The sequence below is a fragment of the Streptomyces griseorubiginosus genome, from assembly GCF_001514195.1.
Classification (GTDB): Bacteria; Actinomycetota; Actinomycetes; order Streptomycetales; family Streptomycetaceae; genus Streptomyces; species Streptomyces griseorubiginosus.
On record NZ_KQ948736.1, the window covers coordinates 287,231 to 310,679 of the forward strand.

22 protein-coding genes, 1 tRNA gene and 1 riboswitch are annotated in these 23,449 nt (G+C 72.0%); of the genes, 4 read left to right on the forward strand and 19 right to left on the reverse strand.

Annotation, left to right across the window (positions count from 1 at the left end; all coding sequences use genetic code 11):
- Positions 1-55: 55 nt before the first annotated feature.
- From AQJ54_RS13985 to tdh, 7 genes are all read right to left on the reverse strand, one after another.
- Positions 56-132, reverse strand: a tRNA-Pro gene (locus tag AQJ54_RS13985).
- A gap of 118 nt (positions 133-250) precedes the next feature.
- Positions 251-616, reverse strand: a complete 366-nt coding sequence (locus tag AQJ54_RS13990; protein ID WP_062029289.1) for an MmcQ/YjbR family DNA-binding protein — start codon at positions 614-616, stop codon at positions 251-253.
- Positions 617-868: 252 nt separating this feature from the next.
- Positions 869-1,402, reverse strand: coding sequence for a GNAT family N-acetyltransferase (locus AQJ54_RS13995; protein ID WP_062237494.1), 534 nt, complete (start codon positions 1,400-1,402; stop codon positions 869-871).
- Positions 1,399-1,983 (reverse strand): helix-turn-helix domain-containing protein, encoded by a 585-nt coding sequence (locus tag AQJ54_RS14000; RefSeq protein ID WP_062237496.1) that lies wholly within the window; start codon positions 1,981-1,983, stop codon positions 1,399-1,401. The genes AQJ54_RS13995 and AQJ54_RS14000 overlap by 4 nt, the downstream gene beginning before the upstream one ends.
- A gap of 84 nt (positions 1,984-2,067) precedes the next feature.
- Positions 2,068-2,970 (reverse strand): LysR family transcriptional regulator, encoded by a 903-nt coding sequence (locus AQJ54_RS14005; RefSeq protein WP_062237498.1) that lies wholly within the window; start codon positions 2,968-2,970, stop codon positions 2,068-2,070.
- Between the two features lie 181 nt (positions 2,971-3,151).
- Positions 3,152-4,345 (reverse strand): glycine C-acetyltransferase, encoded by a 1,194-nt coding sequence (locus AQJ54_RS14010; RefSeq protein WP_062237500.1) that lies wholly within the window; start codon positions 4,343-4,345, stop codon positions 3,152-3,154.
- Positions 4,346-4,359: 14 nt separating this feature from the next.
- Positions 4,360-5,388 carry an L-threonine 3-dehydrogenase gene (tdh, locus tag AQJ54_RS14015; protein WP_062237502.1) on the reverse strand — a complete coding sequence of 343 codons (1,029 nt, stop codon included), beginning with the start codon at positions 5,386-5,388 and terminating at the stop codon, positions 4,360-4,362.
- A 746-nt stretch (positions 5,389-6,134) separates the two neighbouring features.
- Here tdh and AQJ54_RS14020 point away from each other — a divergent pair.
- Positions 6,135-6,743, forward strand: a complete 609-nt coding sequence (locus AQJ54_RS14020) for a GOLPH3/VPS74 family protein (RefSeq protein WP_062237505.1) — start codon at positions 6,135-6,137, stop codon at positions 6,741-6,743.
- 36 nt (positions 6,744-6,779) lie between these two features.
- On the opposite strand, the gene AQJ54_RS14025 is transcribed toward AQJ54_RS14020, so the two are convergent.
- The 6 genes from AQJ54_RS14025 to AQJ54_RS14050 all read right to left on the reverse strand — a co-directional run bounded on the left by AQJ54_RS14025 (position 6,780) and on the right by AQJ54_RS14050 (position 13,775).
- Positions 6,780-7,361: a GAF domain-containing protein gene (locus AQJ54_RS14025; protein WP_062237506.1), complete on the reverse strand. Its 582-nt coding sequence runs from the start codon at positions 7,359-7,361 to the stop codon at positions 6,780-6,782.
- Positions 7,362-7,457: 96 nt separating this feature from the next.
- Positions 7,458-8,057 (reverse strand): GTP-binding protein, encoded by a 600-nt coding sequence (locus AQJ54_RS14030; RefSeq protein ID WP_030315255.1) that lies wholly within the window; start codon positions 8,055-8,057, stop codon positions 7,458-7,460.
- Entirely contained in the window at positions 8,035-8,406 is a 372-nt protein-coding gene (locus AQJ54_RS14035; RefSeq protein ID WP_062237508.1) for a DUF742 domain-containing protein, read from the reverse strand. Before AQJ54_RS14035 ends, AQJ54_RS14030 begins: the two co-directional genes overlap by 23 nt.
- Before the next feature lie 2 nt (positions 8,407-8,408).
- Positions 8,409-8,843, reverse strand: a complete 435-nt coding sequence (locus AQJ54_RS14040; RefSeq protein ID WP_030315250.1) for a roadblock/LC7 domain-containing protein — start codon at positions 8,841-8,843, stop codon at positions 8,409-8,411.
- A 68-nt stretch (positions 8,844-8,911) separates the two neighbouring features.
- The gene (locus AQJ54_RS14045) at positions 8,912-11,878 is read right to left on the reverse strand and encodes an ATP-binding protein (RefSeq protein WP_062237511.1); all 2,967 of its coding nucleotides are present in this window, start codon (positions 11,876-11,878) and stop codon (positions 8,912-8,914) included.
- A 718-nt stretch (positions 11,879-12,596) separates the two neighbouring features.
- The gene (locus AQJ54_RS14050) at positions 12,597-13,775 is read right to left on the reverse strand and encodes an MBL fold metallo-hydrolase (protein ID WP_062237513.1); all 1,179 of its coding nucleotides are present in this window, start codon (positions 13,773-13,775) and stop codon (positions 12,597-12,599) included.
- Positions 13,776-13,974: 199 nt separating this feature from the next.
- Here AQJ54_RS14050 and AQJ54_RS14055 point away from each other — a divergent pair, with 199 nt between their 5' ends.
- Together AQJ54_RS14055 and AQJ54_RS14060 are read left to right on the forward strand one after the other, a co-directional pair.
- Positions 13,975-15,153: a glutamate dehydrogenase gene (locus AQJ54_RS14055; protein ID WP_062237515.1), complete on the forward strand. Its 1,179-nt coding sequence runs from the start codon at positions 13,975-13,977 to the stop codon at positions 15,151-15,153.
- A 51-nt stretch (positions 15,154-15,204) separates the two neighbouring features.
- Positions 15,205-15,816, forward strand: coding sequence for a TetR/AcrR family transcriptional regulator (locus tag AQJ54_RS14060; protein WP_169808232.1), 612 nt, complete (start codon positions 15,205-15,207; stop codon positions 15,814-15,816).
- 465 nt (positions 15,817-16,281) lie between these two features.
- On the opposite strand, the gene AQJ54_RS14065 is transcribed toward AQJ54_RS14060, so the two are convergent.
- From AQJ54_RS14065 to AQJ54_RS14080, 4 genes are all read right to left on the reverse strand, one after another.
- The gene (locus tag AQJ54_RS14065) at positions 16,282-17,067 is read right to left on the reverse strand and encodes an SGNH/GDSL hydrolase family protein (RefSeq protein WP_030315237.1); all 786 of its coding nucleotides are present in this window, start codon (positions 17,065-17,067) and stop codon (positions 16,282-16,284) included.
- Positions 17,068-17,212: 145 nt separating this feature from the next.
- Positions 17,213-17,929: a DUF6250 domain-containing protein gene (locus AQJ54_RS14070; RefSeq protein ID WP_062237519.1), complete on the reverse strand. Its 717-nt coding sequence runs from the start codon at positions 17,927-17,929 to the stop codon at positions 17,213-17,215.
- Between the two features lie 286 nt (positions 17,930-18,215).
- Positions 18,216-19,139, reverse strand: coding sequence for a M23 family metallopeptidase (locus tag AQJ54_RS14075; protein WP_062237520.1), 924 nt, complete (start codon positions 19,137-19,139; stop codon positions 18,216-18,218).
- Between the two features lie 2 nt (positions 19,140-19,141).
- Positions 19,142-19,305: riboswitch (cyclic di-AMP (ydaO/yuaA leader) on the reverse strand.
- A 302-nt stretch (positions 19,306-19,607) separates the two neighbouring features.
- Positions 19,608-21,683 (reverse strand): alpha-galactosidase, encoded by a 2,076-nt coding sequence (locus AQJ54_RS14080; protein ID WP_062237522.1) that lies wholly within the window; start codon positions 21,681-21,683, stop codon positions 19,608-19,610.
- A gap of 208 nt (positions 21,684-21,891) precedes the next feature.
- Here AQJ54_RS14080 and AQJ54_RS14085 point away from each other — a divergent pair, with 208 nt between their 5' ends.
- Positions 21,892-22,689 (forward strand): tyrosine-protein phosphatase, encoded by a 798-nt coding sequence (locus AQJ54_RS14085; RefSeq protein ID WP_062237524.1) that lies wholly within the window; start codon positions 21,892-21,894, stop codon positions 22,687-22,689.
- A 12-nt stretch (positions 22,690-22,701) separates the two neighbouring features.
- On the opposite strand, the gene AQJ54_RS14090 is transcribed toward AQJ54_RS14085, so the two are convergent.
- Both AQJ54_RS14090 and AQJ54_RS14095 read right to left on the reverse strand, forming a co-directional pair.
- The gene (locus AQJ54_RS14090) at positions 22,702-22,824 is read right to left on the reverse strand and encodes a DUF6126 family protein (protein ID WP_020135411.1); all 123 of its coding nucleotides are present in this window, start codon (positions 22,822-22,824) and stop codon (positions 22,702-22,704) included.
- Positions 22,821-23,426: a helix-turn-helix domain-containing protein gene (locus AQJ54_RS14095; protein ID WP_062237526.1), complete on the reverse strand. Its 606-nt coding sequence runs from the start codon at positions 23,424-23,426 to the stop codon at positions 22,821-22,823. The genes AQJ54_RS14090 and AQJ54_RS14095 overlap by 4 nt, the downstream gene beginning before the upstream one ends.
- Between the last annotated feature and the right edge of the window lie 23 nt (positions 23,427-23,449).

Genomic DNA, 23,449 nt, shown 5'->3' on the forward strand with positions numbered 1-23,449 from the left:
ACGGAAAAGGCCGTTCTCCCGTCGATGGGAAAACGGCCTCCGACCTGCGTGAAGCTGGTCGGGACGACAGGATTTGAACCTGCGACCCCTTGACCCCCAGTCAAGTGCGCTACCAAGCTGCGCCACGTCCCGGTGCCCGTCTGACCTGGGGTTTCCCCTGGCCGAACGCGCAAAGAAACCATACCGCACTCGGGTCGATGGTCGCGCACCCGTTTCCCGCTGGCCCTCGGGCCCGGCCGGGCACGGGAGCTCACGCCCTGGGCTCGTCCGGCAGCCCCAGCGCCGGATACGCGTCGAGCAGCCGCGACGGGGCCGCCTGGCGCCAGGAGTCGGCGAGGATGTCCCGCAGTTCCGCCTCGTCCTCGATCGCGGACAGGTAGGCCCGCACCCACGCGAACTGCGCCTCGTGGTCGGCGATCCAGAACTTCCCCGGTTCCGCCAGCACCAGTTCGTCGCGCTCCTCCTTGGGGCAGCGCACTGCGATGGAGGTCTCGTCCTCGGGCAGCGTGGCGAACATCTTGCCCGCGACCCGGAACGTGGGCATGTTCCAGGCGATCTTCTCCGTGGTGTCCGGCAGGGACAGGGCGACACGGCGTACGTCTTCGGCGTCCGGCATGACAGGCACGGTAGCGGCCCGCACTGACAATCACCTGGTGGGAGCGGGCGCCGATGGCCACGGCGGACCGCCGTCACCGATCGCTTGGCGGACCGCCGTAGCCGATCACCTGGTGGTCGGTCGTCACCGGACGCCTGGCGGAGCGCCGTCACCGCTCACCAGGCGGACCGCCGTTGCCGATCAGCTGGTGGGGCCGCTCTCGCCGATCACCCGGTGGGAGCGGTCGTCGTCACCCAGTAGGAGCGGTCGTCGTCAGCCGGCGGGCGCTGTCGCCGTCAGCCGCTTGTAGTACAGCGTCGTCGGCCGCAGCTTCCCGCCGGGATCGGCTGCGTAGTCGGGGATGACCCCGGCCCGGACCCAGCCGGCCGAGTCGTAGAGGCGTTCGGCGGGGCTGTCGGTCTCGGTGTCGAGGTGGAGCAGGGTGATCCCGGCCGCGGCGGCGGCCTCTTCCGCGACTCCGAGGAGCGTGCGGCCCAGACCACGCCCACGGGCGCTCCGGTGCACCATCAGCTTGACCAGCTCGGCGCGGTGGCGGGAGTTGGGCTTGTCGGGGAAGGCCAGGCTGACCGTGCCGACCACGCGGTGGTCGTCGAAGGCGGCCCACACGGCCAGCTGTCCGGCGGTCACCGCGGCCGCGCGCTCCGTCCACCAGGCGACGGCCGCGGCCCGGTCGAGTGGCGCGAGGAATCCGATGGAGGCACCGCCGTCCACGGTGTTGACCAGCAGCCCGGCCAACTCCTCGACGCACTCCGCGAGTTGTGCCTCGTCCAGGCGAGACGCGCTCACGGCAGCACCACCGCCAGCACGTACCGCGCCGCCTCGGGGCCGGTGCAGCGGAACCGGGTCGGCCCCCATACCCGCAGCCGGAGGCAGTCCCCGGTGTCGAGGTGGTGGTCGGCTCCCTGCGCGGTGACGTCGAGCGCGCCCGCCAGGACCCAGATGTGCTGTTCGAGACCGGGTACGGGCGGGCGGTCGTAGGAGATGTCGGCACCGGCGGCGAGACGCCCCTCGACGAGTTCGCCGCGCAGCCCGGGGTGCGGCGGAGACACGGACCGCCGTACGAACCCGGAGGCGGCGTCCTCCCACACCGTCTGCTCGGCGCCGCGCACCAGGGGTGCGGGCTCGGCCTCGACCTCGCTGAGCAGCTGCGACATGGTCCGCCCGTACACCCCGCACAGCCGGTTGAGCAGCGAGGCGGTCGGACTGATCTCGGCCCGCTCCGCACGCGAGAGAGTCGACTTGCTGACGCCACTGCGCTCGGCCAACTCGCCCAGGGACCAGCCGCGTTCGGCCCGAAGCACGGCGAGCCGGGCGGCGAGTCGGACATCGACGGAGTCGACCTCGCTCGGGACCACATCATGTTTCATATCCGGGACGTTATCCCAGATATGAAACAGGGAGGTTTCCGAGACCTCTCAGCCAAGCTCCCAGGTCAGGCTCCCGGTCGGCGGCTACGCCCCGGCCGCCTCGCCCAGTGCTTCCAGCACGGGCCGGATCAGCGGATGGCCCTCCGCCCCCCGCCGTACCGCCGCGAACACCCGCCGCGTCGGGGCCGGCCCGTCCACCGGTCGTACGACCACCCCCGCGAGGTCCATCCCGCGCAGCGCCGAACGCGGCACCAGCGCCACCCCGGCGCCCGCCGAGGCCAGGGCCACCACCGCGCGGAAGTCGTCCGAGGAGTGCTCCAGGCAGGGCTGGAAACCGGCGTTCTCGCAGGCCAGGACCACCACGTCATGGCAGGGGTTGCCCGGGTAGGGGCCGATCCAGGGGTCCTTGGCGAGCTCCGCCAGCGGCACCTCGCCCGCGTCGGCGAGCCGGTGACCGGCCGGGACGACCGCGTCGAAGGGCTCGGCGTACAGGGGCACGTGCGCCAGGCGGGGGTCGTCGGCCGGCGGGGCCCCGCGGTACTCCACCGCGACCGCCACGTCGACCTGCCGGTCCAGCACCATCGGCAGGCTGGCGTCGCCCTCGGCGTCCTGGACCCGCAGGCGGATACCCGGGGCGGTCCTGGCGAGCCGGGTCACCGCGGGCGCCACGACCAGCGCGATGCCGGTCGCGAAGGACGCGACGGTGACCGTGCCGGCCTCCCCCGCGTCGTACGCGGCGAGTTCGGCCTCCGCCCGCTCCAGTTGGGCGAGGACCGCGTTGGTGTGGCTGAGCAGGATCTCACCGGCGGCGGTCAGCCGTACGCCTTTCGCACCCCGCTCGACGAGCCGGTGGCCGGTCTCCTGCTCCAGCGCCGTCAGCTGCTGGGAGACCGCGGAGGGCGTGAGATACAGCGCGGCGGCAGCCGCCGTCACCGTACGGTGGTCGGCCACCGCACGCAGGATGTGGAGCCGCCGCGCTTCGATCATGCGACTGATTGTCTCAAATGCACCCGTGTGGTCCGGCTCAGCGCTCGGGTCCGGCTCAGCGCTCGGGTCTGGCTCAGCGCTAGGGTCCGGCTCAGCCCCCGAGCCCCGTGCAGCCGCACGGCCCGGCTCACGTCCCGCGCCCGGTGCAGCCGCCCGGCCCCGCTCACGTCCCGCGCCCGGCTCAGTCCCCGAGCTCCGCGCGGGCCGCGACGAAGGCCTCGACCGCGCGGTTCACGTCCCCGGTGGAGTGCGCGGCCGACAGCTGGACGCGGATCCGCGCCTGGCCCTGCGGCACCACCGGGTAGGAGAACCCGATCACGTACACCCCGCGCTCCAGCAGCAGCTCCGCCAGTCGGCCCGCCCGGGAGGCGTCGCCGATCATCACGGGCGCGATGGCGTGGTCGCCGGGGAGGATCTCGAAGCCCTCCTCCGTCATACGGCGGCGGAACAGGGCCGTGTTCTCGCGCAGCCGCACCCGCAGGTCGTCGGCCGACTCCAGCAGGTCCAGGACCTTCAGGGAGGCCGCGGCGATCACCGGGGCCAGCGTGTTGGAGAAGAGGTACGGCCGGGAGCGCTGACGCAGCAGGGCGACGATCTCGGCGCGGGCGGCGACGTAGCCGCCCGAGGCACCGCCGAGGGCCTTGCCGAGGGTGCCGGTGATGATGTCGACGCGGTCCATCACGCCGTGCAGTTCGGGCGTGCCGCGGCCGCCGGGACCGACGAAGCCGACGGCGTGCGAGTCGTCGACCATGACCAGGGCGTCGTAGCGGTCGGCGAGGTCGCAGATCTCGCGCAGGGGCGCCACGTAACCGTCCATGGAGAAGACGCCGTCGGTGACGATCAGACGCCGACGCGCGTCGGACGCGTCCTTCAACTGCCGTTCCAGATCGGCGAGATCACGGTTGGCGTAGCGGAAGCGGCGGGCCTTGGACAGGCGGATGCCGTCGATGATGGAGGCGTGGTTCAGGGCGTCGGAGATCACCGCGTCCTCGGGGCCCAACAGGGTTTCGAAGACACCGCCGTTGGCGTCGAAGCAGGAGGAGTACAGGATCGTGTCCTCCTGCCCGAGGAAGGCGGACAGGCGGGCCTCCAGCTCCTTGTGGACCTCCTGGGTGCCGCAGATGAAGCGGACCGAGGCCATGCCGTAGCCCCAGCGGTCCAGGGCGGCGTGCGCGGCGGCGACCACCTCGGGGTGGTCGGCGAGGCCGAGGTAGTTGTTGGCGCAGAAGTTGAGGACCTCACCGGGGCGGCCGCCCGCGGAGACGTTCACGGTCGCCGACTGCGGGGTGTCGATCACGCGCTCGGGCTTGTGCAGTCCGGCGGCGCGGATCTCGTCGAGGGTGGCGCGCAGGTCGTCGCGCACGGAGTCGAACATCGTCAGTCCCTAGGTCAGTTGGTCCAGTCGAGGATGACCTTGCCGCCGCGGCCGCTCGCCGCGTCGGCGAACGCCGCCTCGAAGTCTCGGTGGCCGTACCGGCCCGTGATCACGGGGGCGAGGTCGAGGCCGCCCTCCAGGAGGACCGACATCGCGTACCAGGTCTCGAACATCTCACGGCCGTAGATGCCCTTGAGGGTGATCATCGAGGTGACGATCCGGGCCCAGTCGACGGGGAACTCCGCGGCCGGCAGCCCCAGCATCGCGATCCGGCCGCCGTGGGTCATGTTGGCGATCATGTCGCGCAAGGCCTCGGGGCGGCCGGACATCTCCAGCCCGATGTCGAAGCCCTCGCGCAGCCCCAACTCCCGCTGCCCGTCCACGATCTGAGCCTCCGACACATTGAGTGCGAGGCTCACCCCGATCTTGCGGGCCAGCTCCAGGCGCTCCTCGCTGACGTCGGTGATCACGACGTTGCGGGCACCGGCGTGCCGGGCGACGGCCGCCGCCATCAGGCCGATCGGCCCCGCCCCGGTGATCAGCACGTCCTCGCCGACCAGCGGGAAGGACAGCGCGGTGTGCACGGCGTTGCCGAACGGGTCGAAGATCGCGGCCACGTCGAGTTCCACCGGCACCCGGTGCACCCACACATTGGCCGCGGGCAGGGCGACGTACTCGGCGAAGGCCCCGTCCCGTCCGACGCCGAGGCCGACCGTGGCCCGGCACAGGTGCCGCCGCCCGGCGAGGCAGTTGCGGCACTTCCCGCAGACGAGGTGCCCCTCGCCGCTCACCCGGTCCCCGATCTGGATCTCCTGGACGTCGCGCCCGGTCTCGACGACCTCGCCGACGAACTCGTGCCCGAGGACGAGCGGGGTGCGGATCGCCTGCTGCGCCCAGCCGTCCCAGTTCCGGATGTGCAGATCGGTGCCGCAGATCCCGGTGCGCAGCACCTTGATCAGCACATCGCCGGGTCCGACGGCGGGCTCCGGGACGTCCGCGAGCCAGAGCCCGGGCTCGGCCCTCTCCTTGACCAGCGCCTTCACGCTACGGCTCCTGTGGGTACGAGGGGTGGGAACGCCCAGCAATCTGCCGTACGACGCCGTCCTGGTCCATCGAGGATTTCTTAAGCGGCCCCACAGCTCGGCTTCACGCCTGCGGCGGCGGGGCGGCGGGGGCGTGGCGGCGGGGGCGGGGGGCAGCGCCGAACAGGCCGCCGCGCAGCCCGGCCGGCTCGAGGCCGAGGTCACGCACGGGGTCGCGAGATCCCCGGTCGGTACTCGGTACTCGGTGCGCGGTGCTCGGTGCTCGGCACTCGGCACTCGGCACTCGGCACTCGGCAACACGGTCGGGGCCGGGCGGCACACGGCTGGGCGGCCCGGACAGGCGGCACACGGCCTGGTCCGGACAGGCGGCGACCTGCGGTGCCTGTGCGTGGGGCTGCGCACCCACGGGTGTCCGGGAGCAGCGCGGTAGCGGACCCCGGCCGGAGTGGGGGCCGAGCGCTGGTCGCGGGCGAACAGCCCTGCCCCCAGGCCGCGTTGGCCAGGACAGTTACCCGTCCGCGCTCCTCCTGGCCGCCGCCGCGGTGCTCGCCCCGAACGCCGCACCCATCCTCCGGCGGGGCGGGCGGTGCTCCCCTCGAACGCCGCGCCCCGCTCCTCCCCCGGGGCGGATTCCCGGATCCCATGGTCATCGCGGGCCGATCGCGGAGAGAATCGACCGAGGACGCAAGGACCCCGCGGTCCTGGCACCCTTGCCCCGCACCCGGCCGACAGACGTGGAGCCACTCATGACCACCGCACGGGACCTCGCGATCGTCGCCCTGGACGTGCCGCCCGGCCGCTCCGTGGAGCAGGGCGACCTGTCGCTCGCGCTCGCGGGGGCCGAGGTGCTGGACCTCGTGGCGGCCGGGGCGATCACCGTGGAGGACGACCGGATCGTGCCGGCGCCGGAGACGGCGACGGGAGACCGGCTGCTCGACGAGGCCACCGCCGCGCTCGTCCGGCAGGAGCCCTACGAGACGGTGGAGGACTGGCTGTGGCGCCGGGGCCGCGAACTCGCCACGGCCTACGTCGACGACCTGGAGAAGGTCGGACTGACCAGCCGCCCGCGCGGCCGCCGCTTCCCGCTGCTCTCGGCTCGCACGGTGCCGGTCGACTCCCCGGCCCGCAGCGCCGCACAGGAACGCCGGGCCTCGGGCGAACCGGTCTTCGCCGCCTTGGCTTCCGCCGCCGGGATCGAGGACAAGAACGCGGAGTTCGAAGAGGACCTCGGCGGGGAGACGGTCACGACCGTGCTGGCGGCCGTCGGGGACGCGGTGATGGAACTGGAGGCCGTACGGCAGCGGCGGGCGATCGAGAGCGCGGCCTTCGACAACATCTGGCGCGGAGGCGTGTGACGGTCACCGGCGTCGCGGGCCACGGGCGGCTGCCGTTCACAGCGGGAGCCCGCCGGCCACCCCCTGCTCCAGCCGTGCCATGAGTTCGGACGCCGACGACTTGATGGTCTCCAGGCCGGGCTTGCCCCAGGTCCGCGGCTCCACGTCCGCGACGCACACCGTGCCGAGGACCATCCCGGTGGAGTCGATGAGGGGTGCGCCCAGATAGGACCGGATGCCGAACTCGTCGACCACCGGGTTGCCGGCGAAGCGGGGGTAGTCACGGACGTCCTCCAGGGCCAACGCCTTGCGACGGACGACCACATGGGGGCAGAACCCGTGGTCGCGCTCCATGTAGCGGCCCACTTCCGGCTTGGCCTCGCCGCCGTCCGCAGGGACCGGAGGGCGGGTCGCGGGAATCCTGAGCCCGGCGAAGAACTGCCGTTGCTCGCCGATGAAGTTGACCATCGCGTACGGCGCCCCCGTGCGCTCGGCGAGCCGCCCGGCGAAGGCGTCGAGCGCGGGCTCCGGCTGCTCCCCGAGCCCCAGCAGGCGCAGTCGTCGCGCCCGGTCCGGAGCCTCCTTGTCCTCCGGGGTGAGCAGCAGTCGACCGGCCGGGCGTGGTGGGTCGTAGCTCATGGGCGGCTTCCGTCGCTGTGGACGTCGGTCATATGCGGCTCCGTGGCAGTGTGTGCGGGGGTCACATGTGGGCGCCAAGGGTTGGCGCGGGGTGCTTCACATGTGGGCGCCATGGCTCGGCGCGGGTGCCGGGCTGTGGGCGATGAGATGCCGTACGAGGGTGAGCAGGGTCTGGACACCGGAACTGGAGATCCGGGCGTCGCAGCGCACGATCGGGATCTCCGGCGGGAGGTCGATGGCGGCGCGCACCTCCTCGGGGTCGTAGCGGTAGCCGCCGTCGAACTCGTTGATCGCGACGATGAAGCCGAGTCCGCGCTGTTCGAAGAAGTCGACCGCCGCGAAGCAGTCCTCCAGCCGGCGGGTGTCCGCGAGGATCACCGCGCCGAGCGCGCCCTCGGAGAGCTCGTCCCACATGAACCAGAACCGCTCCTGCCCGGGCGTGCCGAACAGGTAGAGCACATGTTGCGGGTCGAGCGTGATGCGTCCGAAGTCCATGGCGACCGTCGTCTCGACCTTGTTCTCGATGCCGTCGAGAGAGTCGGTCGCGGCGCTGACCGTGGTGAGCAGCTCCTCCGTGCTGAGGGGGGCGATCTCGCTGACCGCGCCCACGAAGGTCGTCTTGCCTACTCCGAACCCTCCCGCCACCAGGATCTTCAGTGCGGTGGGGAAGGGATCAGAGCTGTCGTCGTAGTCCATCGAGCACTGCCTCCAGAAGAGCCCGGTCAGTCGGGTTGTGGGTGAACTCGGGGGGCTTGGTGGTCAGCGCCCCGCAGTCGACGAGGTCGGACAGCAGCACCTTGGTGACCACCGCCGGCAGCTTCAGGTGGGCGGCGACCTCGGCGACCGAGACGGTCGTGCGGCACAGGTCGAGCACCTGCGCGTGCTCGGGGCCGAGGTAGCCGATGGGGGTGACCCCGGTGGCCCGCAGGTGCGACAGCAGGTCGAGCGCGATGGACGGCCGGGTGCGGCCGTTGCTGACCGTGAAGGGCCGCACCAGCCGCCCGGCCGCGTCGTCGAGCCAGGGCCCGTCGCCGGCCGCCGCCACGCTCAAGGCCTCATCGCCGGGGATTCGACGGCGTGCTGCCGGGGCGCGGTCACCAGGTAGGGGCGGACGCTCTTGACGAGCATCGCCATCTCGTAGCCGAGCACCGCGGCGTCGGCCTCGCGTCCCGCCAGGACGGCGAGACAGGTGCCGGATCCGGCGGTGGTCACGAACAGCAGCGTCGAGTCGAGTTCGACGACGACCTGGCGGACGTCCCCGCCGTCGCCGAAGCGGGCGCCCGCGCTGCGGCCGAGGGAGTAGAGGCCGGAGGCCAGGGCGGCCATGTGGTCGGCGCTGTCGACATCGAGGCCGTGGACCGACTTCACGAGCCCGTCGCAGGACAGGAGGACCGCGCTGGTGGTGTGCGGCACGCGCTGCACGAGGCCGCTCATCAGCCAGTCGAGGTCGGATACATGGCCGGTCGGCGCTTCGCTCGCCATGGTGGATCGACTCCTTGAGGTACGAAGGTCTGCGGGAGCGCTGGGGGGTGAGGTGAACGCGGGGTTGGTCATCCGGCGGGTGCGCTCCCGTCGTGCCGGTGGGTGGTGTGGTCAGGACCGAGACCGTGCGGGTCGGATATGTGGGGCCGCTCCATGGGGGTCACGTCCAGGGGGGTCACGTCTGGGTGGGTTGCGTCTATGGAGGCGGACTCGGTCGTGGGTGTGGCGTCTGTACGGCCCCTGCCACGACGGAGGTGGAAGTCGAACTCGTACGCGGCGGACGGGTCGGGGGACGGCACACGGCTTGACTCCGCTGATGCGGGAGGCATGTGGGAGAGGGGGTCCATGGGGGCGGCGGCCGTGTGCGCCGGACCCGTGTGGCCGGACTCCATATGGACGGCAGCGGTGTGCTGCGGTCCCCCCGGGTGTGGCTCCATGTGTCCGGCGGCTGTGTGTGCCGGTCCCATGGGGTCGGACGCCATGTGGGGCGGAGCGACGGGCAGGGACGGTCCCTGTTCGCCGGGGTCCGACTCCAGGTGCTGCTGGGCCTCGGCGAGGCTGATCCCCCGCTGGAAGGCGGCCATCAGTCCCGGGTCGTGGCCTGTCAGGTACTCGGCGTCCTGCCTGGGTGCGGGCCCGCCGCGCAGTTGCGGCACGATGTGCTCCTGGGCGCGGCGCCGGGGCAGTTGCGGCTTGCCCATGGTGCCCCGCACGGTCCCGGCCCGCGGGGTCGGAGGCGCGACGACGTGCTCCGCGACCAGCCGCCGATCGGCAGGCTTGATCCCGGGCACGGCGTCGGCCGGATTGGGCCGCCCGGCCCGCGCCCCCCGCACGGGCAGGGGCGCGGGCCGCCCGCCCTTTCCCTCACCGAGGGCGCGCCCGCTCCCGTGGGAACCGACTCCTCCCCCGTCGGCGGACGATGCGTCTCCGTGGGGGCCGACTCCATTCCCTCGGACGGACGATCCGTCCCCGTGAGAGCCGACTCCATTCCCATGGACAGACGATCCGCCCCCGGGGGAGTCGACTCCATACCCGTCGACGGGCGATCCGTTCCCTTGGGACCCCGCTCCATGCCCGCCGGCCAACGGCCCGATCCCACCGGCCCCCGCACCGTCACCACCAGCCGACGGCCCAGTCCCCCCGGCCGCCACCCCCGAAGCGCCGTTCAGCGAGGGGCCGCCGCTCGACAGGGGATCGCTGCCGTCGAAACCCGACCCACGGCCGTGCGACACACTCGCGTCGCCTTCCAGCGCGCTCAGGCTCCCTCCGGACGTGGCCGCACCGTTCGCGGCCGAGCCGGCACCCCCGATCCCCCGTCCGCCTGCATTCGCCTCAGGGCCACCGGCGCCCGGCGCGAACTCGCCCCCGGCCTGTGCTCGGCTCCCCTCCTCGGCCGGGTCCTCGACCCCGCCGACCGCAGGCGAAGCCCCAGGACGACCCGTGTCCGACGACGCACGATCACCAGCCCCCGGTGCGCGCCCGTCTCCGTTCGCCCCGTCCCCGTTCGCCCCGCCCCCGCCGCCACGCGACGACGCGTCTCCGCCCCGCCCACGCCCGCCGCCGCCCTCCCCCTCGGCAGGCGCCGTCCGTCCACCCTCCGCGCCCCGTGTCCCCGCCGACCCGCCGTTCACCGCCGGGGTCGTGCGGCCGTTGAGCTGCGCTCCCGCGGCGCCCTGAGACTGCCGCCGACTCGGATCGCCCCCGGGACGCGGCTCCGCCGGCGCTCCCCGGTGCCGTGCCTGCGCACCGGGCCGCTGTGGGCCGGGACTCCGCGGCGCCCCGACGCCGGATACCGCGCCCTCGGGGGGCTGCGCCCCCACCGCCCCCGGCGCCGAGCCCAACAGCGCCTGCGGGACGACGAGAACGGCCTGCACCCCGCCGTAGATGTTGCTCTGGAGTCGCACATGGATCCCGTGCCGCTTGGCGAGCTGGGACACCACGAACAACCCGATGCGGCCGTCCGCCAACAGGCTGGCCACATTCACCTGATCGGGGTCCGTCAACAGCGCGTTCATCCGCTGCTGTTCGGCGACCGGCATACCGAGCCCACGGTCCTCGACCTCGACCGCGAGCCCCGAGGTCACCAGGTTGGCCCGCAACAGCACTTGGGTGTGCGGGGCCGAGAACACCGTCGCGTTCTCGACGAGTTCGGCCAGCAGATGGATGACGTCGGCGACGGCATGCCCCCGCAGCGTGCCGTCGATCGGCGGCACCAGCTTGACCCGCGAGTACTGCTCGACCTCGGCGATGGCCGAACGCAGCACCTCGGTCATCGGGACGGGGTTGCTCCACTGCCGCCGCGAGACCGCACCGCCGAGCACCGCGAGGTTCTCGGCGTGCCGCCGGATCCGGGTCGCGAGGTGGTCGACGTGGAAGAGCCCCTTGAGCAGGTCGGGATCCTCGATCTCGTTCTCCAGCTCGTCGAGAATCGAGATCTCCCGGTGCACCAGCGACTGAAGCCGCCGGGCGAGGTTGACGAACACCTCCAGCTTCTGTTCGCTGCCGGCCTGGCTGGAGAGCTGGGCGGCCTGGACGACGGCCGTGACGGCTCCGTCGTGCGCGCGCGTCAGATCGGCCGCGAGCAGCTCGAAGTCGTCGGCGCCCTCGGCCGGACCGCTGCGCGGAGCACGCCCCGGCGGCACCTCCCCGCGCCGCAATCCCTCGACCAGCGCCCGCAGTTCGGCTTCGCGGCGCGCGCTGCTGCGGCGCAGTGCGCCGACCCGGTCGCTCACCGTGGCGGCGGCTCGGTCGGCCGCCACCGCGGCGATCAGGATGCCCGCGAGTGTGACCGAGAGCGCGCCGCCGAGGACACCCCACAGGACGAGTCCGGGCCGTGCCCCCGTGGTGCGGACGGTGAACAGGACCGCCGCGCAGCCGCTGAGGGCCACCGCGATCGGCGGGAGCACGGCCAGGCGCAACAACTGCGGCCGTATGTGCGTCTCCGGCAGCGAGGGTGCGGGGCGGGCGACCTGCCGGCCGTGCCGCCCGCCCTCACGGCGGTCTGCGCGCGCGGCCGGTGCACGGAGGTGAGACATCGGTGTCCTTGTAGTGGTCCGTGGGTCCTGACGGCCGGAGTTCCCCGGGCTGACCCGCCCAGTCCGGCGGGCCGCGGCGTGCGCCCCGGCGGGCTGCCGCGCGGGGGGCGTGGGGACGGGTGAGGCGGCGCGTTCGTCGGTCACCTGCGCCCCCTCCCTCCTCCCCGCCCCCGCGGCGGTCCACCGTGGGCATGCGTCGTGGCGTACCGGTCGAGAGAACCGAATACTTCAGCCCCTCGTCGCCCGGCGGACACTCACAGTAGTCGCCAAGGCATCATGTGCGAGCGGCAGTTGACAAAGTCCTCCGGAGGGCGTCCCACTCTGGTATGAGGCTTCGCACGACAGACCGACAAGCCGATCGGACTGGCACCCTCGAACGAGTGAATACCGATCAGCCCTGGTCAAAGGTGTTCAGGAACGCGCGACGAGGCCGCGAGGCGTACGGGTGCCCCGGTCATCACATCAGCCGCCTTTTCGAGTGCGATCGCCCACAAAGGCACCGCTGGACCATTGGCCCAAGCCTTCCCGAACGTCACTGAGCGTGTCCATGAGGGACTCCGGCGCAGTGTCCCCGGCGCACCCGGAAGAGCGCATCACAAAGGGGTGCCGCGCGCCCCCGGCGGATTCATCACCGCCGCGAGCACCCGACACCCCCCGACACCACCCGAGCTCAGGCTTCAGCCCTCAACCTCGCAACAGAGGCCGACCTGCAGGGCCCTCAGCCCTCCAGCACGGCCTCCGGCTCCCCCGCAGCCGTCGGCAACGCGTCCCATCCCCCGACAGGCGCCTTGGCCACCCCGCGCCACCACGGGTCGACCGCCGGCACCGCGCCCGGCTCGAACGGCTCCCCCGGCCGCGGCGAAGCCATCGCGACCCCGGCCTTGTGCGCCAGGAGCATCGTCCGCTCGGCCGGCTCCGCCCACGCATGGGCCGCGAGATTGAACGTCCCCCAGTGGATCGGCAGCAGCACACCCTGTGCCGCGTCCCCGCCCTGGAGGTCCAGATGGGATCGCAGCGCCTCGTCGGGGGTCATGTGGATGTCCGGCCACAGGTCGGAGTACGCGCCGAGCTGGATCATCGTGGCGTCGAAGGGCCCGAAAGCCGCGCCGATCTCCTTGAAGCCGTCGAAGTACCCGGTGTCACCGCTGTGGTAGACCCGGTGCTCCTCGCCGGAGACCACCCAGGAGGCCCACAGCGTGTGCTGGGTGTTCCGCAGTCCGCGTCCGCAGAAGTGCCGAGCCGGCGTGGCCGTCAGCGTCAGTCCGGCGACCTGGGTCGACTCGTGCCAGTCCAGCTCGCGCAGCCGGTCCGCGGACACGCCCCAGTGCTCGAGATGGGCCCCCACCCCGAGCGGTACGGCGAACACCGTGTCCGTCCCGGCGAGTGCCTTGATGGTGGGCATGTCCAGATGGTCGTAGTGGTCGTGGGAGATCACGACCACGTCGACCGGGCCGAGCGCGGCGAGCGGCAGCGGCACCGGGTGGAGCCGCTTGGGCCCGACGAAGGGGAACGGGGAGCACCGCTCGCCCCAGACGGGGTCGAACAGCACCCGGCGTCCGTCGATCTCGGCGAGGACGCTGGAGTGGCCCATCCAGGTCAGCCGCAGGCCGGTGGCGGGCGGCCTGGAGAGGTCGGCGAGGGTCGTGGGGTGCACCGGGATCCGGCCCTCGGGAGCGCGCCGGGGCCGGCTGTCGCTGTCGAAGAAGACCTTGGCGAAGTCCAGCGGCGAGGCGTCGGGCCGGATTCGCGTGGGGCTCCCGCCCGGGTTCTGGAAGACGCCGTCCTTGAAGTGGGGGGATCTGCGGATGCGCGCCATGCGCTCGCCGCTCGGATCCGCACCGAAGGCCGCGGGCTGCACCGCGCGGAGCCCGGAGCTCAGGGAACGGAAGCCGGTCACGGTACCTCCAGGTGGAGAAGCTGAGGCATCCATTATGGTCCGCCCCTCTGACTGTGCCGGGGTCTGCCCGGTCACATGCGTAAGGACGCCGCGGGAGGGGTTCACGTTGACAGGAGGGGCTCCTTCACGTTGACAGCACGGGCCCTGATGCCAATACTGACTCCCCGTTCAGTAACTCTTCAGCCGCCCCGGAGCCCGCGTGACCACCCCCCTGCTGTCGCTCACCTGGACCGACCACGTCACCGGCCGCCGGGGCTTCCTGGTCGTCGACCGGCTGGTGCGGGGTGTGGCCAGCGGCGGTCTGCGCATGCGCCCGGGCTGCACGCTGGAGGAGGTCACCGGCCTCGCCCGCGGCATGACCATGAAGGAAGCCCTGCACTACGACCCCGCCGCGCGGTACGTCCCCCTGGGCGGCGCCAAGGGCGGCATCGACTGCGACCCCCGGGACCCGGAGGCGTACGGGCTCCTCGTGCGCTACCTGCGTGCCATGCGGCCGTACGTCGAGAGTCTCTGGACGACCGGTGAGGACCTCGGTCTCAGCCAGGACCTGGTGGACCGGGCGGCCGCCGAGGCCGGTCTGGTCTCCTCGATCCAGGCGGTCTACCCGCTGCTCGACGACGCGACCGCGGCGCGACGGCGGCTCGCGGACGCCTTCGCCGTCGAGGTGGACGGCATCGGTCTCGACGAGCTGGCGGGCGGCTGCGGGGTCGCCGAGTCGGTGCTCGCGGCCCTGGACCGGGCCGGGGTGCCGTACGCGGGCACGCGGGTGGCCGTGCAGGGGCTGGGCACCATGGGCGGGGCCACGGCCCGCTTCCTCACCCGCGCGGGGCTCACCGTGGTCGCCGTCGCGGACATCAAGGGCACGATCCTCAATCCGGCCGGCCTCGATGTCGAGGCGCTGCTCGCCGCCCGGGACTCCTACGGGACCGTGGACCGCTCCGTGTTGCGTCCCGCCGACCGTGAACTGCCCGGCGAGGCCTGGCTGTCGTCGGATGCGGAGGTGCTGGTGCCCGCGGCGGTCTCGTACGCGATCGACACCGGCAACCAGGCGCGGATCCGGGCCCGTTGGATCGTCGAGGCCGCCAACATGCCGGTCCTACCCGCGGCGGAGGTGATGCTGGCCGCGCGCGGGGTCACCGTGCTGCCGGACGTGGTGGTCAACTCCGGGACGAACGCCTGGTGGTGGTGGACCCTGTTCGGTGACATCGGCGCGGACGCGGACGAGGCCTTCGCACACATACGACGTTCCATGCGCGCCCTGGTCGAGCAGATGCTGGGGCGGGCGGAGGCGGACGGCACCTCGCCGCGCGCCGCGGCGCACGCGGTGGTCGCGGACCGGCTGCCGGTGATCGCGGAGCGGTTCGGCTGGTATCGCTGAGCCGACCCCGGCCGGGCGGTGTGCTCCTGGCCGACGGATTAGGGTGACCTCGTGGCGAGAGTGCGGTTGACAGTGGCCGAGCGGCGCGAGGAGCTGCTGCGGGCGGCCATCGAGCAGATCGAGGCGCGGGGCGTGGCGGCCGTCAGGATCGCCGACGTGGCCTCGGCGCTCGGGGTGAGCAACGCCCTGGTGCTCTATCACTTCTCGACGAAGGAGAAGCTGGTCGCCGCCGCGTTCACCTTCGCGGCGGAGGATGATCTGGCGCATCTGCGCAAGCTCCTCGGCCGACGTACGAGCGCCCTGCGCCGACTCCGCTCGGCCGTGCGCTGGTATGCCCCGACGGGTCAGGCCAAGGGGTGGCGGCTGTGGATCGAGGGCTGGGCCGTGGCACTGCGCGAACCGGCCCTCCAGGAGGTCACGCGCGATCTCGACCGGCGCTGGAAGGCGGCGCTGGCGGAGGTGATCGCCGAGGGTGTCACGGCGGGCGAGTTCCACTGCCCGGACCCCCAGGCCACGGCCCTGCGCCTCACGGCCCTCCTGGACGGCCTCGCCGTCCAGCTGACGTCCTACGCCGGAGCGGTCCTCCGAACCCGCGCCCAGGAGTGGGTCGACGAGGCCTTGACCCGCGAACTGGGCCTGGACGGGGCGCCCTTGACGCCGTAGCCGCAGCCACGCCCCCGCACACCGGGCACCACCCGCCGCCGCCCGGCCCAAACGCCGCGAACCTCCAACAGTCGCCGCTTGCCCGGCCCGGCCACCGCAGAACTCCCACCGTCGCCACCGATCCCGGCCACCGCAGCTTCCGCCGCCGCCACCGAGCCCGGCCACCGCAGCCGCCGCCCGGCCCAGACGCCGCGGACCTCCGGCGGTCGCCGCTTGCCCGGTCCGGCCGCATGGATAACCCCCTCCCGGCTCGGCCGCGCAGAACTCTCGCACCCACCCGGCCCAGGCACCACAGACGACCCGCCGCCTGCCGACCCGGGCACCACAAACCACCCGCCGCCAGCCTGCCAAGGCACCGCGGACCACCCCCGCCGACCGGCCAAGGCGGCCGCGCGGGAGTCCCGTCGCTAAGCCTGCGCGCCGCAAGCCTCTCGTCGCCCCGCCCGCCCCAAGCCGCCCCGCCCCTCAGGCCACCGAAGCGATCCGTGTCTTGATGTCGTCCGGCGAGAGCACGCCCTTGGCCGTCACGTGGTCGCCGGAGGACTCCCCGCGCAGTCGGCGGCCGATCCACGGGACCAGGTACTCCCGCGCCCAGTGGACGTCGTCCCGCCGCACGTCCAGCGGGCCGCGCGGCGGCAGCGGGGGCCAGGGCTGGTCGGGGTCGGCCGGGACCTCGAGGCCGAGGACCTGGCCCGCGCGGAGCGCCACACGCGTGTGCCCCTCCGCGGACAGGTGCAGCCGGTCGTGGTCCCAGGCCCGCCGGTCCTGGATCGTCTTCAGGGACCACAGGTCGAGCACCGGGCACCCGTACCGGTCGGCGACGGCCCGCACATGCCCGTTGTACGTGGCGATCTTGCCGCGCAGGTGCTTGAGCACGGGCACGCCACGGGTGTCGAAGCCGGTGGTCACCATGACGGTGCCGCACACCTCGGTGAGCCGGGCGACGGCCCGCTCGAAGCGCTCGGCGACCTCGTCGGGGTCGGTGCCGGGCCGGATGATGTCGTTGCCGCCGGCGCAGAACGACACCAGGTCCGGCGCCAGTTCGACGGCCTGCGGAAGCTGGTCCTCGACGATCTGGTCGAGCAGCTTCCCGCGCACGGCGAGATTGCTGTACCTGAATTCGCCCTCGGGCCGCCGGTCCGCGAGAAGCACCGCGAACCGGTCGGCCCAGCCGACGAACGCCCCGTCGGGGCCGGGGTCGCCGACGCCCTCGGTGAAGCTGTCCCCCACCGCCACGTACGACCCGATCACTGATCTGCTGTCATTCTTCGAATCGTCTGCCACAGCAGTTCATGATTCACCTTCGAATGTGACCTACGCGACCGTAGGAAGGGCTTGACGTGCGGTGAGATAAGCCACTCCTAAAGTGTTGGCCAAACCAGGAATAGGTCCCTGATCACCGCTGTTGACGATGCGACCGCCACACCCGGAAGTCGTTGATCCGGAAGTGGCTCCAGGTGGTACGGAACGCGAAGTGCCCGCTCGTGTACGGCTCCGGGTCGGTGTAGTCGAAGACGAGCCGTCCGTTGTTCCACCACTTCACCCCGGTGCCGTCGGAGACGATACGCACCCGGTTCGGCCGGTTCGCGACGAGCAGGGGCTCGGTGTAGTCGTAGACCAGCGGCCGCACCCCGGCCTGGCCGACGTACCGGCGCAGCCGGGTCGTGGTGTTGGTGTTGGCGCCGTAGCCGACGTAGTAGGTCGTGAGTTGGTCGTACTCCGCGAGGGCCCCGCCGCGGTGCGTGGCGAAGATGTCCTGCGGGGACCGGACGTCGACGGCGTTCCAGAAGTTGTTGAGGTCGGAGACCCGGTCGTTGACGCCGCCCTCCGAGACCGGCGTCGCGGTGTACTCGAGGACGTACGGTCCTTCGAGCCGCTGCTTGAACCAGATCGTCGCGCCGGCGGGCACGTCGACCTCCAGGGTCCTGCGCCGCGCGGTGACCGAGCCGCCCTGCTCCAGTTCGACGGCCCACTGTCCGAGACCGTGGTGGAAGTCGTCGTGGGCGACGAGGCGACGGTGTCGCGGCGAGGCGCTCGCCGTGGCCGCGGGGCCGAGGGCGGCGAGGGCGGCACCTGCGGCGAGGGCTCCGAAGGCTCTGCGGGTGGTCGTCACGTCCGGTGGCGGTACGGGACTGGGCGACACGGTGACCTCCGAAGGAATCAGAAAGCGCTTACACAGCAACGGAGTTCACTGTGCCCCACCCTCCCCCGGCTGTCGACGACCCCGAGCCCCCTCGCCACGAGATCGCAATGAAGTGATCGTTCAGGAGCAACGGCTCACAGGCCGGGCCGGGGCGGCGGACCGCCGGAGTCGGAACCCGTGGGCGGGACCCGGGGACGGAACACCGAAGGCCGGACCCGGGGATCGGGGTCCGGCCTTCGGTGGTACAGGGGCGGGGTCAGCCGACGGCGACACCCTTCGAGCGGAGGTAGGCGACCGGGTCCACGTCCGAGCCGTAGTCCGGCGTGGTGCGGATCTCGAAGTGCAGGTGCGGTCCTGTCACGTTGCCGGTGGCGCCGGAGAGACCGATCTGCTGGCCCTCGGACACGGTCTGACCGGCCGACACCGAGAGCTGCGAGAGGTGGGCGTACTGGGCGTAGTAGCCGTCGTTCAGCTTGATGACGACCTGGTTGCCGTAGGCACCGCCCCAGCCCGCGGAGACGACCGTGCCCGCGGCGACGGCCTTGAGCGGGGTGCCGGTGGGCACGACGAAGTCGACGCCGGTGTGGTAACCGCTGGACCACATGGCACCCGCCACGTGGTACCCGGTGCCGATGGTGGCCCCGGTGACCGGCAGGGTGTAGCCGCTGGAGCTGCCGGTGCTCTGGGTCGCGGCCGCCGGCTTGGCCTCCGCCTTCTCCGGCTTCGGGGAAGAGTGCTTCGGGGCGGACGACTTGGCCGGGGATCCGGTCTTCGCCGCGCCCGCGGCCGCCTTCTTGCCGATCGACAGCTTCAAGCCGGGGTGGATCAGCGAGGGGTCGTCACCGACGGCCTCACGGTTGTCGGCATAGAGCTTCTTCCAGCCACCGGCGACATTCTGCTCGTCGGCGATCTTCGAGAGGCAGTCGCCGACGCGCACCGAATAGGTGCGCACGGTCGAGGCCTTCGCGGTGTCTTTCTTCGCGGCGGTCTTCTCAGCCGACTTCTGCGTGACCGGGAGCGACTGAACGGCCTTTTCCGGCACCGACTGCGAGGTGGCGGCGTGGGCGCCGGTGGCCCCCATCAGCGGGAGCGCGAGCGCGGCGCCTCCGGTACCGGCGACGGCTATCGAGCGGGTGAAGCGCTGGGACTTCGGGCGGCGGTGCTTACCCTTCGCGGGCATGGCGAATTCCTCTCCGGCGCCTGCGAGGTGAGCTGTCGGGTGCGAGCTGGAGATGCCCGGCCGCGTCGGGACGCGACTAAACCCCAAGCCTGTTCCGGAGACCGGAACAGGCGGTACTGCCTGTGGGTCCCCCGCTCCTGCCGTCACGGGTGAGTGTGTGCGGAATCCGTTCGGCGGCAGGATTGGGCGTCCGACCGGATCGGTGGCGAACGTAAACGAGCAAGACGCAAAGGGACAAGTGAGTGGTTCCCCGGGAAAGCGTTCCCCTTGATCCCTTATGGGAATTACCGGTCACCCTGCGTGAATCGAATGCCCGTCACCCACGCAAATCCCCTTGAGGGCCATAAGAATTACGTGAACATGACGTGCGACACACCGTCACGGATATGACGCTCCTCACGTCACGAATTCCCAGGACCCCGCACTCCGGAAGGAGTTGGAAAGAAACCAGCAATTCGGACAGAAGCCCTAGATGCGGCGCAGCCGGAAAACTGCCGCATCGAGGTCGCCTCGCAGGCCGGTGCGAAGTCCGTGATGCAGCAATACGGCCCCTCGGTGAACTTCGCCCGTTTCGAGGCATTCGTACGACGCCGCCGGGTCGAGTCCGCGCAGCCGCACCGCCGGTACGGGTTCCCCGTAGTGCTGGGCCTGAAGCCAGGCGAGTACGACCGCCTCCTCGCCGAGGACGTACTGCACCGCGCTCAGGCCGCCCCGCGGCGGACGCAGCCGGTACAGGTCGCCACGCTGGACCACGGGACGGATCTCCTTGTAGAGGTCCACCCAGCGGCGGGCCTCGGCGAGCTCCTCCTCGGTCCACTCCGTGAGGTCGCCCCCGACCCCGAGCACCCCGGCCATGGAGCTGACGAACCGGAACCGAAGCGAGCTCACCCGGTCGTTGAGCTGGGTGTTGGGGCTGTCGGTGACCCAGGCGGCCATCACGCGCGCGGGATGGATCTGACTGAAGCCGTGCTGGATGGCGAGACGGTCGAGCGGGTCGGTGTTGTCCGAGGTCCACACCTGGTCGGTGCGGCTGAGCACCCCGAGGTCGATCCGGCCGCCGCCGCCCGAGCAGGACTCGAAGGCGACACCGGGGTGGGCCGCGCGCAGCCGGTCCAGCAGGGCGTAGAAGCCACGGACATGGTCCACCCACAGGCGCTGCGGGTAGGGGTCGCCGGGCCAGCCGGCGTCGGTGAAGCAGCGGTTGAAGTCCCACTTGACGTAGTCGATCGGGGCGCTCGACAGCAGGGCGTCGAGCTGTTCCCAGAGGTACTCCTGGACGTCCTCGCGCGCGAGGTTCAGTACGAGCTGATTGCGGAACTCCGTCCGCTTTCGTCCCTCTTGGTACTGCACCCAGTCCGGGTGGGCGCGGTACAGCTCGCTGTCCGGGTTGACCATCTCCGGCTCGACCCAGATGCCGAACTGCATGCCGAGCGCGTGCACGTAGTCGCCGAGCGGCTTGAGGCCGGAGGGGAAGCGGTCGGGGTTGGGGCTCCAGTCGCCGAGACCGGCCCGGTCGCTGGTGCGGGTGCCGAACCAGCCGTCGTCGACCACGAACAGCTCGACCCCGGCCGCGGCGGCCCGGCGGGCCAGGGTGCCCTGCTGCTCCTCGGAGATGTCGAAGTTGGTGGCCTCCCAGGAGTTGAACAGCACCGGCCGGTCCTGGTCGGCGTCCGGGATGACGTAGGCCCGCTGGTAGGCGTGCCAGGCGCGGCTCGCGCCGCCGAAACCGCCGTCGCTCCAGAGTCCGGCGAAGACGGGCGTCGTGAACGACTCCCCCTCGGCCAGGCTGAGCAGGCCGGACTCGTCGTAGCCGGCACCGCCGGTGATCTGCACGCGCGCGTCGGGGAGTTGAGCGACGGCGATCCGCCAGGACCCCGACCAGCCGAGGGCGGCCCCGTAGACCTCGCCGCGCTCCTCGGTGGCGTCGGTGTCGAGCGCGACCCAGGGCAGGTGCTGGTGCCCGGTGTGGCCGCGGCGGCTGCCGATGACCTTCTCGCCGTAGGTGAGCGGGGTTTGGGTGAGCAGGGACTCGGCGGCCCAGCGGCCGTGCAGCTGGGAGAGCCGCCAGCCGTCCTCGCGGTCGGGCAGGGTCCAGGTCGCGGAGTCGGCACGCAGCAGCTCGACGGGGCCCGGCCCCTGGTTGTCCAGGGTCACCCAGCGCTCCAGGACGTCGTGGCGCATCCGGTAGTGCAGGGTGATGGCCAGGCCGCCGTCGCGGAACCGCAGCCGCAGCTCGTCGCCCTCGGTGTCGTGGGACTCGAAGGTCCACTCGGTGCCGCGGCGCTCGTCAGTGCGCACGGACAGGGCGGGCCGGGTGAACCGGGGGCCGCCCTCGACCGGGTACTCCTCGCGCCCGTCGAGCCGGGACTCGAAGGGCCAGTACTCCGGCAGCGGGCGCACCGCGAGCGCCTCGGCGTCGGCGAGGGCGATCTTGGGCCCCCAGTGCAGGTGCAGCAGCTCGTCCTCGGGTGTGAGGTGCAGGGCGTAACTGCTGGCCGGCCCGGACAGAATCCACGTACGGCCGTTCTCGGCGATCTCCAGCATGGTGGTGCCCCTCACAGATTCGAACAGGTGTAAACAGGCGCGCTCAGGCAGCAACATCATCAATGGCCAGGGGCCCCTGCTGCAACGCCTGTGGACGACCGATTGCCAGGCCTGTGGACAACTCATTGCCCCAGGAAGCCATGTCGTATGGTCGAGAGCGTGCCCGTCGACGAGCAGCGCCGACGGTGCCCGGCTGGGAGGAGCCCCCGTGACGCAGCAGATCCCGTCGACCGAACCCGAGCTCGCCGGAGTCCGCAACTTCCGTGATGTGGGCGGACTGCGGACGGCGGACGGACGGCGGGTGCGGTACGGGGTGCTGTTCCGCAGTGGCCACCTCGCACACGCGACGGAGGACGACGCCGCCTTCCTGTCCTCGCTCGGCCTGCACACGATCTTCGACTTCCGCAACGCGGCGGACCAGAAGCTGGAGGGCCCCGACGTCGAGCTGCCGGGCGTCACCAATGTGAATCTGCCGCTGAGCGACCCGGCGGAGGGCACCTGGTTCTGGAAGATGGTCCGGGACGGGGACATCGAGCAGCTGCGGGAGCTGCTCGGCGACGGCAAGGCCGCGGCGCGGATGACCAACTCCTACCGCACGATGATCAAGGAGCGCACCGCCGAGCACTCCCAGGTGGTGCGTTCCCTCGCCGAGGACAGCGTCCCCGCCCTCATGCACTGCGCGGCCGGCAAGGACCGCGCGGGCCTGGCCGTGGCGGTGACCCTGCTCGCCCTGGGCGTGGAGCGCGAGGCGATCGTGGCCGACTACCTGGAGTCGAACGCCAAACACCGCCGCTACAAGGTCCGCCGCACCAGCACCTCCGCCGACGCGTACTCCCCCGAGGTCATGGAGCTGCTCAGCCCGCTGTTCGAAGCGCGCGCCGAGTATCTGGAGGCGGCCTTCGAGACCATTGAGGAGACCTGGGGCGGCGTCGACACCTATCTGGAGGAAGGTCTCGGCCTCACCCCCGAGATCCGCGAGCGGCTGCGGGAGCGCCTGCTCGACTGAGCCGTACGGCCCCTACTGTCCGGCTCCCACCTCGAAGAGCAGGTAGAGGAAGGCCGCGAAGACGTGGCCGGCCGCCAAGTAGATGAGAAGGCGTACCCACAGGGCGCGGGGAAACTTCTCCTCCATGTCGCTCATGGTGTCTCTCCAGGGGTGGGGCCCAGGCACAGGGCGGCCGTGGGACTCTGCAACAGGGTGTGGACGAACAGGAGCTCGACTCCGTCGGGATCCTGGGCGGCGATGCGGTGCGGGGTCAGCGAGTCGAAGTGCGCACTGTCACCGGGACCGAGTCCGTGCGTGGTGTCGCCGAGACGCAGGCGCAGCCGTCCGCGCAGGACGTAAAGCCATTCCTCGCCCGGGTGCACCCGCACGATGTCGCCCTGGGAGCCGTGCGGCACGCGCACCCGCAGGGCCTGCATGCCGCGGCCGGACGCGCCGGCCTGGAAGTAGGTCCAGCCGCCGGCCGCGGTGGGTTCCATGTCGGCGGCGCGCACCACGGACTCCCGGTCGACGACCGTCTCACCGAGGAGTTCCGAGACCGTCGTACCGTAGATGCGGGCGAGTGCGAGCAGCATCGGCAGCGAGGGCTGGCGCTGCCCGGTCTCCAGCCGGGAGAGGTGGGCGGCCGACAGCCCCGCGGCGGCGGCCGCGGCCTCCAGAGTGAGGGAGGCGCGGCGGCGCAGCGCGCGAAGCTGGGGAGCCACCGAGGGCAGCTCCGTGAAGGCTTCCGGGGAGCTCATGCCTCCATTCAGCCGCAGCTTTG